This window comes from Desulfosporosinus metallidurans, assembly GCF_001936615.1.
Classification (GTDB): Bacteria; Bacillota; Desulfitobacteriia; order Desulfitobacteriales; family Desulfitobacteriaceae; genus Desulfosporosinus; species Desulfosporosinus metallidurans.
In genome coordinates this window covers 18,676-30,262 of sequence record NZ_MLBF01000008.1, presented here as the reverse complement: position 1 = coordinate 30,262, position 11,587 = coordinate 18,676, and the positions used below count along the sequence as shown (strand labels likewise).

The 11,587-nt window shown below is 45.6% G+C and carries 12 protein-coding genes, 1 pseudogene and 1 riboswitch; of the genes and pseudogenes, 11 read left to right on the top strand and 2 right to left on the bottom strand.

The features are described 5' to 3' along the window. Nucleotides 1–11: 11 nt before the first annotated feature. From lipA to DSOL_RS07360, 8 genes are all read left to right on the top strand, one after another. Nucleotides 12–1,553 carry a lipoyl synthase gene (gene lipA, locus DSOL_RS07395; protein ID WP_075364237.1) on the top strand — a complete coding sequence of 514 codons (1,542 nt, stop codon included), beginning with the start codon at nt 12–14 and terminating at the stop codon, nt 1,551–1,553. Between the two features lie 14 nt (nt 1,554–1,567). Next, nucleotides 1,568–2,002 (top strand): glycine cleavage system protein H, encoded by a 435-nt coding sequence (locus tag DSOL_RS07390; RefSeq protein WP_045572956.1) that lies wholly within the window; start codon nt 1,568–1,570, stop codon nt 2,000–2,002. 2 nt (nt 2,003–2,004) lie between these two features. Next, nucleotides 2,005–3,513, top strand: coding sequence for an FAD-binding oxidoreductase (locus DSOL_RS07385; protein ID WP_075364236.1), 1,509 nt, complete (start codon nt 2,005–2,007; stop codon nt 3,511–3,513). Beyond that, entirely contained in the window at nt 3,510–4,679 is a 1,170-nt protein-coding gene (locus DSOL_RS07380) for a (Fe-S)-binding protein (protein ID WP_075364235.1), read from the top strand. Before DSOL_RS07385 ends, DSOL_RS07380 begins: the two co-directional genes overlap by 4 nt. Before the next feature lie 69 nt (nt 4,680–4,748). Then, nucleotides 4,749–5,171, top strand: a complete 423-nt coding sequence (locus DSOL_RS07375; protein WP_075364234.1) for a glycine cleavage system protein H — start codon at nt 4,749–4,751, stop codon at nt 5,169–5,171. Then, complete coding sequence (locus DSOL_RS07370; RefSeq protein WP_075364233.1) at nt 5,164–6,270, top strand: radical SAM protein; 1,107 nt, start codon at nt 5,164–5,166, stop codon at nt 6,268–6,270. The genes DSOL_RS07375 and DSOL_RS07370 overlap by 8 nt, the downstream gene beginning before the upstream one ends. Further along, entirely contained in the window at nt 6,267–7,265 is a 999-nt protein-coding gene (locus DSOL_RS07365) for a radical SAM protein (RefSeq protein WP_235838730.1), read from the top strand. The genes DSOL_RS07370 and DSOL_RS07365 overlap by 4 nt, the downstream gene beginning before the upstream one ends. A 37-nt stretch (nt 7,266–7,302) precedes the next feature. Then, nucleotides 7,303–7,977 carry a class I SAM-dependent methyltransferase gene (locus DSOL_RS07360; protein WP_075364232.1) on the top strand — a complete coding sequence of 225 codons (675 nt, stop codon included), beginning with the start codon at nt 7,303–7,305 and terminating at the stop codon, nt 7,975–7,977. A 192-nt stretch (nt 7,978–8,169) separates the two neighbouring features. On the opposite strand, the pseudogene DSOL_RS27155 reads toward DSOL_RS07360, so the two are convergent. Next, a pseudogene (locus tag DSOL_RS27155) lies at nt 8,170–8,342 on the bottom strand (phosphomethylpyrimidine synthase ThiC); the annotation flags it as partial. Between the two features lie 337 nt (nt 8,343–8,679). Here DSOL_RS27155 and DSOL_RS07350 point away from each other — a divergent pair. Both DSOL_RS07350 and mobA read left to right on the top strand, forming a co-directional pair. Further along, complete coding sequence (locus tag DSOL_RS07350; RefSeq protein WP_235838729.1) at nt 8,680–8,868, top strand: glutaredoxin family protein; 189 nt, start codon at nt 8,680–8,682, stop codon at nt 8,866–8,868. A gap of 34 nt (nt 8,869–8,902) precedes the next feature. Continuing rightward, complete coding sequence (mobA, locus tag DSOL_RS07345) at nt 8,903–9,481, top strand: molybdenum cofactor guanylyltransferase (protein WP_075364231.1); 579 nt, start codon at nt 8,903–8,905, stop codon at nt 9,479–9,481. Here the strand turns inward: mobA and fdhD are convergent. After that, on the bottom strand, nt 9,471–10,256 hold the full coding sequence (gene fdhD, locus DSOL_RS07340) for a formate dehydrogenase accessory sulfurtransferase FdhD (protein WP_075364230.1): 786 nt from the start codon (nt 10,254–10,256) through the stop codon (nt 9,471–9,473). The two genes, mobA and fdhD, sit on opposite strands and share 11 nt — an antisense overlap. A 152-nt stretch (nt 10,257–10,408) precedes the next feature. Further along, nucleotides 10,409–10,535, top strand: a riboswitch (molybdenum cofactor riboswitch). A gap of 78 nt (nt 10,536–10,613) precedes the next feature. Between fdhD and moaA the strand changes: the two genes are divergently transcribed. Next, complete coding sequence (gene moaA / locus DSOL_RS07335) at nt 10,614–11,585, top strand: GTP 3',8-cyclase MoaA (RefSeq protein ID WP_075364229.1); 972 nt, start codon at nt 10,614–10,616, stop codon at nt 11,583–11,585. The last annotated feature ends 2 nt before the right edge of the window (nt 11,586–11,587 follow it).

Here is an 11,587-nt window from a genome sequence, read left to right as displayed (position 1 = left end):
GGGGATAACCGATGGTTGGGTCTTTTCACCCCACGTATCTTCTTGACCTCGGGAAAGCGGACTATAAACCGGTTTGGCAACTTCAGAAGAATTTACAAAATCTCAGGATTGAGGGTCAGGTCGCAGATAGCTTTATCTTGGTCGAACACTCTTCCACAATTACGGCGGGTAAAGACAGTCGCAGGGAACATATCTTAGTCGATGAAGAATGGCTCGCCGCCCATGGGTTCCAAGTTTTCCAGATTGAAAGAGGTGGAGATGTTACTTACCATGGTCCGGGACAACTTGTAGGCTATCCCATTCTAGATCTTAAAGACTACGATAAAGACATTCATTTGTTGGTTTATAAAATAGAAGAAATGCTTATACGGACTCTCCTTACATTTGGAATCAAGGCGGTGCGACGGGTTGGATTTCCTGGAGTGTGGGTTGGGGAAAAGAAAATTGCCAGCATTGGATTAGGGGTAAATCATTGGGTGACAATTCACGGTTTTGCCATTAATGTTAACCCGGATTTGTCTCAATTTAAGACCATTGTTCCTTGCGGCCTGTCCGGTGTGCAAATGACTTCGCTTGCCGAAGAACTAAACAGTTCAATTAGTATTTCCAAGGTCAAAAATAGGATTATTGAAGAAATGTGTGCGCTTTTTCAATGGGAAATTCGCCCAATATCCCAAGAAATAGAAACGTTGTTGGCTGTCGACGGCCTAGAAGCAAAAGTTAATCGACCAAGTTGGTTAAGGGTAAAGGCTCCTTTATCGGGCGTGATAGAAGAAATGGAAGGGCTTTTGGCAAGGGGCCGTTTGCACACGGTCTGTGAGGGAGCATGTTGTCCTAACGCGGGTGAATGCTTTGCTCTAGGTACGGCCACGTTTATGATTCTTGGTGACGTCTGCACTAGGGGATGCCGTTTCTGTGCGGTGAGCAAAGGAATTCCTTGTGCTCCTGATCCAGCGGAAGCGGAAGCGGTAGCTCAGACCGTTAAAACTCTTAACCTCAAACACGCTGTCATCACATCCGTTACCAGGGATGACTTATTCGACGGCGGAGCAGGAGAATTCGCCCGAGTTGTTATAGCCTTACGACGAATAACCCCGAAGACAAGCATCGAACTATTGATTCCGGATTTTGCTGGATCAGAATCAGCGCTTGAAACCGTTGTTGCCGCTAAACCCGAAGTCATCGGTCACAATATAGAAACCGTTCAGCATCTCTATCCTCAAGTACAACCAGGGGCAGACTACGAACGTTCGTTAATGGTTTTAAGAAATGTTAAAAAACTGGACCCTCGGATCAAAACCAAAAGTGGGCTGATGGTCGGTCTAGGGGAAACAACGCAAGATGTTTGTACGGTCATGCGTGACTTGAGAAAGGCAGGGTGTGATTACCTGACTATCGGCCAATACCTGCAGCCCACGCCTAAACATCTGCCGATAAAAGGGTTCATTCCTCCGAGTATGTTTGCTTGGTATCGGGAGCAGGCCCTTGAGCGTGGCTTTAAAAAAGTGGAATGTGGCCCATTAGTCCGCAGTTCCTATCATGCACAACCCTAACGGAGGTGGAGAATATGGCAATTATTGAAGGATACAATTTACCCGATGACCTCTACTATACTGAAGACCATGCCTGGGTGAAAGTAGAGGGAAATTTAGTCAGAGTAGGGATGAATGATTTTGCCCAGAAATTGGCGGGAGATATCTCGTTTGTTAAACTACCTAAAGTCGGTAAAGACGTACCAATAGGTAAACTTCTCAGCTCTATGCAGTCGGGGAAATGGGCGGGACGTATCGAGGTACCTGTAGCAGGTAAGATCGTGGAAGTCAATAAAGAGTTATTGCATGAACCGCAAAAGATGAACCAGGATTGTTATGGAGCTGGCTGGATTGCCTTGATTGAGCCTAACAATTTCCAGGAGGACTCCGCCAAACTCATGGATGGGGCGAAAGCCGCAGTGTGGCTTAAGGGAGAAATTACCCGGAATGTTCCGGGTAAGGAGGGGTAGTTATGGAACAAGCTTTGCAAAAAATATGTGGGAAAAGGGTCACAACCGACCCTTTTGAATGTGCCCCATATGCTAAAGATGTAGCCTATATCCCTGGTTTTTTTGTCCATTTACTCACGAATCCTGTACCGAAAGCCGTGGTTCAGCCCATCTCTGTAGAAGAAATCTCTAGTTTGATCAAGTGGGCAAAGCAAGGCAAAATACCGGTCACCGTCCGGGGCGGAGGCTCTACCGCCTATTTCAATTCCGTTCCGATGCGAAGTGGTTTAGTAATTGATACGAATCGCCTCCAAGGGTTTTCCAAACTTGAGCTAAGCCAGGGGAGCAATAGAAAAATGGTCTGGGTCAAAGCAGGGATGACTTGGAAAGACCTGGATGACGGATTGCGACAGCAGGGTTGTGCGGTTTGCTCAAGCCCTAGCAGTGCCCCCTCCGCTACTATCGGAGGGTGGGTTTCCATGGGGGGGTTAGGTATCGGTTCTGTCCCTTATGGTCCAGTTCACGATCAGATTATGGCCATAAGGGGGGTGACGGCCACTGGGGAAATAGTGGAACTCTCACGACCTGGCAAAGATCTTACAAAGATACAGGGATCTGAGGAATTGGGCTTACAATTTGATGATTTGATGGGCACTGAAGGAACTCGGGGAATTATTACGGAGATTAAGCTGTTGGTGCGTGACGTTCCAGAAAAAGAGGAACACCTGCTGGCGGTATTTAACAGCGAAACGGATACTGGCTCGATGATGTCCTGGCTAGGTGGAGAACATTTTTCGTCTCTGTACAATGTTCATTTTAGTAGTCCGGAATTCATCATGATGCTCCAGGAAGCTGGATACGCTCATGAGATTCCTCTGGGGAAGTTCAGTCTGGAAATTGATCTTGAGGGCAAGCGTGACGAGGTGGATGTAGCTGTTGCTCACATCAGAAAACATGTAAAAGTCCTAGGCGGAACTTTATTGCCTGATGGGGTAGGAGCAGAGGAATGGGCCGATCGGTTTAAATCCCTCCGGCTTGAACAAACACTTCCTTCCCTACAAGCGGCAGAAATTACACTCCCTGTCAGTAATTTTGCGGCTTTTTATGAGGGGTTAAGTAAGTTGGCCCAAAAGACAAATACCCTATGTGTTACTTATGCCCATCTCGTGTCTCCTGAAATGGCCCTGGTGATGGTTCTTTATCCCTCAGATGAACTTAACACGATCCGTTACATTGCCGATCTTAGCTTCATCAGCCAGATTTACAAGTTGGGACAAAGCTTTGGTGGTAAACCCTACGTCATTGGTCTTTGGAATACCCCCTATTTGGGAAAAGTATATGACCGGGGTGAGAGAGAGCGTCGGCGCCAGCGTAAACAAGCTCTAGATCCCCAAGCTCTACTCAATCCCGGAAAGGGTTACAATCCCCCTTCAATTATTCTGAACAGCTATGTCTTTGGTTTTGGTATGATCATGATTGGTCTCTTGCGACCTTTGGTCCTTAAAATCCTAAAAGGAGGAAAAGGACAATGAAAACTATTGAAGAACTTCGGGAGCAAATAGCCAAAACCAGTTATATCTGCGGAAGCTGCGGCAGTTGTCGAAGTGTCTGTCCCGTTTACCGAGAAATTGGTTGGGAATCCGCTGCACCCCGATGGAAAATTGCTTTGGCCAAAGAGGTATTCCTGAAGAAAAAAGAGGAAAAAGCCACGGACCAATATGCTCAGCGTTTGCAGGAGTGTACGCTGTGTGGTAAATGTGCGGAAATATGTGCAGCTGGAATTAAAACACGTGAGCTCTGGTTGAATCTGCGGGAGGATTTAAGAGCTCGGGGAATGGAACATCAGAACTTAACACAGATGGCTCGGCAAATTAAAACGACACACAATATCAGTACGTTCTCCAATGAAAATCGCCTTGACTGGGTGGACGATTTAGATGAGGTTGAAGTAGAAGTCTCAAAAGCCGGAAGTGAGGTTGCCTACTTTGTAGGATGTGTGTCTTCCTTCTATCCGATGTCGGTTGGAATCTCCCAAAGTATTGTAAGTTTATTGGATCGAGCAAACATTAATTATACCGTTCTAGGAAGTGAGGAATGGTGTTGTGGATTTCCCCTCATCGCTTCAGGAAACACGCAACAAGTCACTGAATTAGCCAAACACAATGTGGAAAAGGTACGCGCTCTTGGTGTCAAAACCTTAATAACGGGCTGCGCCTCCTGTTATCATACCTGGACACACGAATATCCGACGATCCTTAGGGAAAATCTTGGCTTTGAGGTGCTCCATGCAACTCAGTATCTAGCTGGATTAATCCGTAAAAGACAATTAGTGCCTGGCAATTTAGATGAAACCGTCACTTATCACGACCCTTGCGATTTGGGTCGTAACAGTGGAATCTATGACGAGCCCCGAGAACTTTTACAGGCCATGGAGGGGGTTAACTTTGTAGAAATGCCTCATCGCCGGGAGATGGCCGACTGTTGCGGTGGTGGAGGGAATCTAGCTGCCGTAGATAAGGATTTAAGTCAAGCTATTGCTGTGAAACGGGTACGTGAGGCTGTGGCAACCGGGGCAACTATTTTAACCTCTGCGTGCCAGCAATGTGTACAGACTTTGCAAATGGCGGCAAGACAGGAAAAATTACCGCTTGAGGTCTTAGACGTTACAGAGTTACTGTGGCGCTCCTTGGAAGAATAGTTTATTCACGTTCCTGAAACAGAATAGAATCTTGGTTACTTGCACGATAACCATAAGGAGGGTGAGGATATGAAGGTCGGAGAGTGGCATTTCCCAGAAGAATTACTCTATGATGAACACCATCAGTGGCTCAAAAGAGAAGGAAAAAATATCATCATTGGCTTAACCGATTACGGGCAATACAACAGGGGGGATATTTTGTACTTGAGTTTGCCAGAATCCGGTACTCAGGTGAAGGCAGGAGAGGCCGTAGGTTCTCTGGAAACGGGAAAATGGGTCGGGCGTTTTTATGCTCCCCAGACAGGGGAAATCTGTGCCGTGAACGCGGAAGTCCTGGAAAGCACACGCTTGATTAATCAAGATCCCTATGGGCGCGGTTGGCTGTTTAAAATAGAAACTCATTCCTCTGAAGGATCAATGCTTATGACGGTAGAGCAACTCAAGGAATGGTTAGACGTGGAATTAGCCAGAGAGAAGGCCTGTGATGTCTAACACTCACGCTGATCGTTCCCAAGCTGAACTTACCCAAGAAATCGAGGACCTTGGTTTAGAAAGTCCGGAGGTTATCCAAACGAGTCTAGCAGCCGCGATGACACTCGGTTTAAAGGGGGGTATTTTTTATCGCAATGCCAAGCTCACCTGCTTAAACTTGCTTCTGACTTATCAAGAGGGTTGTCAGGGACGCTGCGGTTATTGTGGTTTGGAACAAAAACGTTCAGAAAAAACCAAAGGGACAACGTTCATCCGAGTTGCTTGGCCCACCTACTCCTTTGATCTCATTCTCGAACGGACAAAACAATATCAAAACTCTTTGAAACGAATCTGTCTATCCATGATTACCCATAAGAGAGCCTTTGAGGATTCGTTAAGTCTTGTATCCCGTTTACACAGTGAAGTTGATTTGCCGATTAGTATTCTTTGTGCCCCGACGCTGATCAACAAGACGGAAGACCTGCAAAAACTCAAAGAGGCTGGTGCCGATCAACTTGGGGTGTCGATTGACACAGCTACCGCAGAAATCTTCCAAGAATACAGAGGAAAAGGTGTACGGGGACCTCATCGATGGGAACATTACTGGGAGATTTTAAGAAAGGGTGTTGCTGTTTTTGGACAAGGCCAGGTCAGTGTTCATCTGATTGTTGGCCTCGGAGAAAGCGAACAAGAGATGGTCATGGCTTTGCAGCAAGTACACGATTTAGGCGCGGTGGTTCATCTGTTTTCGTTCTATCCCGAACCGGGGAGTGCTCTGGCGGAGAAAGCGGCACCCTCTCTTAGTCAATACCGCCGTATGCAATTAGCCCGTTATCTAATTATGAATGATTTGGCGAGTGCCAGAACTATGTGCTTTAATAGTTCTGAACAAGTTTATGATTTTGGGATGGATGTCGAACCTTATGTGGCTTCCGGCCAACCTTTTCGCACGTCCGGCTGTCCCGGGCATGATGGAGAAACTGCCTGTAATCGGCCCTATGGCAATGAACGACCAGGTACTACCCTAGCCAATTATCCGTTTGTTCCCAACCTACAAGATGTGGAGCAGATAAGGGGAGAACTCTACGCCGGGCTCATGGAGGGTGTTGAACAATTGTGAATTCGAATGAAGAGAAGATGCTAGGGAAGACAATTATCGGAGGTTGGACGGAATTTGATCAAAGTGCGAACTTACCTAATCTGCTAAAAGAAGCCTGGAACCTGCGCCGGAGAACCTTCCCTGATTTCATCCACTTTGCAGTTCCCGGCGGGAGGCACTATGAAGGTAAGCATTTTTACAATTCAGGCCGATTTCTCAATGTGAGCATCACAGGAACCTCCTGCGCTCTTCAGTGTGACCATTGTCAGGGGACAATGCTAAATGGAATGATTCCGGCTCCAGCCCCAGAAAAACTACAGGAACTGGGAATCAACCTGCGGAAAAAAGGAGTTACGGGCCTTCTTATCACTGGAGGATGTAATCAAGAGGGGCAGGTCCCCCTTAAGCCCTTTTTGCCGGCTTTAACTTATCTAAAATCCCTGGATTTTACGATTCATGTGCATACTGGCTTAGCAGATAAGGAAACCGCAGTTGGGTTAAAACAGGCTGGGGTTGATAAAGTATTTCTGGATATGATCGGTGATGCCGCTACAATTCACAGGGTTTATCATCTTGACCGCAAGCCTAGTGACTTTATAGATACTTTAGAAATCCTGTTAACCGAAAGTTTAGATGTCGTCCCGCATGTGGTGCTCGGCTTAAACTACGGGAAAATAATGGGAGAAAAAAACCTTATTCAAATGTTAAGTGACTATCCCTTGGAAACATTGGTGTTGGTTGCTTTACGAGCCGTGCCGGATACTCCGATGGGCGGAGTCATTGGACCGGATCCTGCTGAGATCATCAGAATCACAGCTCAAACTCGTCTCTTGAATCCGTCGCTTAAAATTAGTTTTGGTTGTGCTCGACCCTATACTCAAAAGGCTTGGTTGGAGAGAGGGCTCATAGCGGCGGGAATTAATACGTTGGCCTTTCCACTTGATGAAACCATAGACTTCGCTTTAGCGCACGGGTTGAAATCTGTCATGAGTGAGATGTGCTGTGGTGGACTGTAGGGGAAAAGTAGAAAGAACTAAAGTGGGAGTGATTATAATGCCGATTGAACTATTTGATCCGATAGCCGAAGATTATGACAACTGGTACGAAACGGAAATAGGACGAATTGCTGATCAAGTAGAGCGGGACCTGGTTGTTCAGCTCTTTCAACCATCCGGTCTCAAGATCTTAGAAATTGGGTGTGGAACAGGACAATACACCACTACGCTGGCGAAGCAGGGGTATCAAATCACGGCTGTTGATATATCTGAAAAAATGATGGCACGAGCTCGAGAAAAAATTGCGAACTTAGGATATTCGGTAAAGTGGCTTAATGCGGATATCACTCAAATCATGGATCAACTTGAGCAATATCATGGTATTCTTTCGATGAGTGCTTTCGAGTTTATTCCAAATCCTGAGGAAATTTTAGCTAGATTATTTGAGCATATAGAGCCCAAAGGATGTCTGGTGATTGGAGTTATTGCGGGAGAATCTCCCTGGAGCGAGTTCTATGGTAGGAAAGCTAATACGAAACCTGAATCCGTTTTTGCCCACGCACGGTTTTACACGGAATTCGAAATTCGTCAATGGGAGGTAGGGGGACGGCTTAAAATTGGCAAAGCACTTTATTTTCCGCCAGAGGTGTCTTCGGTAGACCGAGCTTTAACACTGGAAAAACAAAAAAATACGAACCCTAATTTTTTGGTCGCCAAGTGGGTAAAAGAATGATCGTTGGAGATATCTGATAAATGAGAGACGCATAGTTTACGGACTCTCTTTTATTTATTAATCAAATCCAGTCCTATGAAAATATTCACCGGAAAGTTCGGACGTCTAACGCCATAGAGTTAAGATAATCAAAGGAGCAAGTAGCTAAGGTCCTCATCGGATAAGCTGCTTGCTCCTTTATGTAATTAGGGTCTACTTGTCCATAATACGGTTCATGAGGCGCATCGAACACATTTCTCCGCACATGGTGCAGCTGTCCTGATGCTCAGGGGGGACTCTTTACGATAACGCTCCGGTTTTTCCCGGTCTAAGGCTAGGCCGAACATTTTCTCCCAATCCAAATCTTGTCTGGCCTGATTCATCTCAGCCCCGAGGGGCACCCCTAGCAATAAGACAAGACGTATTTAGTTGAGTGGGCATTACTTGCCTTGGTAAGTATTACAAACTATACCTATTATATAACTAAAAGGATACAAGTGTAAATATATGAATACAGGATATAGAAATTAGCCTTACAAAGGAATCAACTTATCTATGACGTAAGGATTTCTCGCGTGACAGTTAAAGTTTGATGTGATACATTTGAAGGCGGAGGCAGAATAGTTTACTGGAATTCTAGATAGAATTAAATAGTGTAAGGAGTGAAGAGTTATAAAACAACAAGATGTGATTCTTTATACTGTGCCACTCTGACCGCACTGTGTGCGCGCCAAGCGATTCCTTTCGGGTAAAGGAATTAAGTTTACGGAACGAAATATTATCTTTCCTAAGCATAGAAAAGAAATGAAAGAAGTGACTGATGCGCTTGCTGTACCCATAACGTGTGTGGGAGAACGGGTGCTGATTGGCTTCTCTTCTGAGGAATACGAGGAGGTCTTTCAAAATAATTAGTCTGCAACAGGATTCTAGGAAACAACTTCCAAAGTTGAACGCGACCGGTGTTTTGCTAGCAGGCGGCAAAAGCTCACGGATGAAAAAGAATAAGGCCTTCCTTGAACTGGAAGGCCGTCCCTTAGTTGAACGGAGTTTAGAGGTCTTGCATGCTGTGTTTGCGGAAGTTCTGATTAGTAGCAACAAGCCTGAACTGTATGCTCACTACGAGGTTCCTATCATTCAAGACGAAAGTCTTGATCGTGGTCCATTAGAAGGACTTTACCAAGGGTTAAAAGAAGCGACTTATGATGTCGTTTTCTTTGTCGCCTGTGACATGCCGTTTTTGCAAGGAGAGCTTATCCATTTTCTAGCTGGTTGGATTCCGGAGTATGATGTTGTCGTTCCACGCCTTCATTCCGGGCTCCATCCGTTACACGCCTTTTACCACCGGCGGTGCCTTCCTTCAATCAGAACTAATCTTGAGGCAGGTCGCCTCAAGATTATAGACTTCTATCCATCTTGTTCCGTTCGTTATATAGAAGAAACGGAGCTTCGGGATTTTCCTGACTTGAGTAACATCTTCTGCAATGTGAATACGCCGCAAGAGTGGACAGCAATCCTCAGACGATAATTCGTTCCGCGCAGGTATAGATATTAAGGCGTTGCTCCCGAGCAAATCCCACAACGGTGATGTTCAAAGCGGTTGCTTGAGAAAGGGCAAGATCTGTCGGTGCCCCTCGAGCAATGAGGATCGGAACCTTCATTTTGGCAACCTTGAGAAGGATCTCGGAGGAAACTCGGCCACTAAAAAAGATCACATGGTTTTCCAAAGATAACCCTGAATGAAAGGCGCTGCCGCTAAGTTTATCAAAAACATTGTGCCTGCCAATATCATAACTCGTAAGAAGTACTTCGCCTTCATACCCAACTCCTCCACTGTGTACGCCTCCAGTTGACTGAAAGAGCGGTAGATGGGATTGTAAAAAATCACCATAGGCATAGGCTTCCTGGAGTGGAATACTATGGGTTGACGTGAGCGGCTTAACCATAAGGACATCATTGGCGAAACAAAATGACGCTCTGCTTTTACCACAACAGGCGGAAACAAATCGTTTGCTCATGAGCTCTTTCTGCAAGAGACAGGGTTTGCCTTCGACCCAAACTAAGTGATCTAGGGGATCATGACGGATTTCATACACGTCCTCTGGAAAACGGATGAACCCTTCATTGAGTAAAAAACCGTAGACGAGCTCTTCAGTTTGGGAAGGGGAGCACAAAAGCGTCGCAATTTCTTCACGGTTGTAATGTATGGTTAAGGGAACTTCTTGAACTACAGTATCTTCCTCCCATGCGAGCAGTGGACCCTTTGCTTTAAGAATAGAATGGGTAACCGTGTCGTTTGGCATATGAACCTCCTCAGAGCTTTTCCTATCTCCTAGTTTACAATATTTTCAGAGAAACCTGAATCATTTTTTAGATTAAAAGACAAAATGTATTAACGAAAAAAAGGGAATCTTTATTCGATCGCGAATTATAGTCTTCATAGAGATTAAATTGAATCGTCATCGCTCTGAAGCTGGATCTCCTAAAGCACAAGCTATGGGGACCAGACTAGTGTCTTAAAGACACTCGGGTATTATGGGAAACTGTAATATCTCCTGTTGGAAAGGAGTCTGTCGACAGGTGGAATTAATTCCCCGGTTGTTTACAGACCGCGGGTTTTTTTATTTGCCTAAAATTCGATCTTGAAAAGAGGCGGAACTATGCAGGACCAATTTCAAAGACATATCGACTATCTCAGAATTTCAGTGACGGATCGTTGTAATCTCCGCTGTAGGTATTGTATGCCAGCAGAGGGAGTCCAGTGGATGCCGCATGACTCTATTCTTTCCTTTGAAGAGATACTTCGACTTATGAGGTTAAGCACTCAATTAGGGTTTCGTCGTTTTCGAATTACAGGTGGAGAACCTTTAGTTCGCAAAGATATTTTAGGATTTCTGAGTGAGGGTGCTCAACTTCCCGGGGTTGAGGATCTCATGCTTACGACCAACGGTATGTTACTCCCGGAAATGGCCTTTGACTTGAAAGCCGCAGGTGTTCAGCGTGTTAACATCAGTTTGGATACCATGGATCCCGAGCGTTTTCATGATATTACCCGAGGTGGGGATGTTTCGCGTGTGATTCAAGGGATCTTTCGTTCACTTGAGGCTGGCTTGAAGCCAGTCAAGATTAATGTTGTGGTTGTTCGTGGGTTTAATACGGAAGAGCTGCCCAGTTTCTTGACCTTGGCAAAGCAATATCCGCTCCATGTCCGTTTCATCGAGCTTATGCCGATTGGAATTAGCTCAGAGCATCGGACCGACTTTGTTTCAATTAAAGAGATGAAAGAACTTTTAGGGATCAAAGACTATATACCAACTCAGGAAATTCCCGGTGGTGGACCTGCTGAATATTTCCGGCCAAGCGGGTTTAAGGGAAGCATTGGCTTTATAAGCGCGCTAAGTCGACATTTTTGTAATACGTGCAATCGAGTACGCTTAACAGCGGACGGGAAACTTAGAGCCTGTTTGCACAGTAAACATGAGGTGGATTTACGCGAGGCTTTGCGAAATGGAAGCTCGGATAGGGACGTCTTAGAACTATTGGCACAGGCAGTTTGGCGCAAACCCGCACAACATCATATGAATGATGAGGCGTGGCAAGATAAACGCGTAATGTCTCAGATCGGAGGGTAAGA

Excerpts from the sequence above, each read along its gene's own strand:
- lipA (WP_075364237.1), top strand. The coding sequence starts at position 12 with ATGGTTGGGTCTTTTCACCCCACGTATCTTCTTGACCTCGGGAAAGCG.
- DSOL_RS07390 (WP_045572956.1), top strand. The coding sequence starts at position 1,568 with ATGGCAATTATTGAAGGATACAATTTACCCGATGACCTCTACTATACT.
- DSOL_RS07385 (WP_075364236.1), top strand. The coding sequence starts at position 2,005 with ATGGAACAAGCTTTGCAAAAAATATGTGGGAAAAGGGTCACAACCGAC.
- DSOL_RS07380 (WP_075364235.1), top strand. The coding sequence starts at position 3,510 with ATGAAAACTATTGAAGAACTTCGGGAGCAAATAGCCAAAACCAGTTAT.
- DSOL_RS07375 (WP_075364234.1), top strand. The coding sequence starts at position 4,749 with ATGAAGGTCGGAGAGTGGCATTTCCCAGAAGAATTACTCTATGATGAA.
- DSOL_RS07370 (WP_075364233.1), top strand. The coding sequence starts at position 5,164 with ATGTCTAACACTCACGCTGATCGTTCCCAAGCTGAACTTACCCAAGAA.
- DSOL_RS07360 (WP_075364232.1), top strand. The coding sequence starts at position 7,303 with ATGCCGATTGAACTATTTGATCCGATAGCCGAAGATTATGACAACTGG.
- fdhD (WP_075364230.1), bottom strand. The coding sequence starts at position 10,256 with ATGCCAAACGACACGGTTACCCATTCTATTCTTAAAGCAAAGGGTCCA.
- moaA (WP_075364229.1), top strand. The coding sequence starts at position 10,614 with ATGCAGGACCAATTTCAAAGACATATCGACTATCTCAGAATTTCAGTG.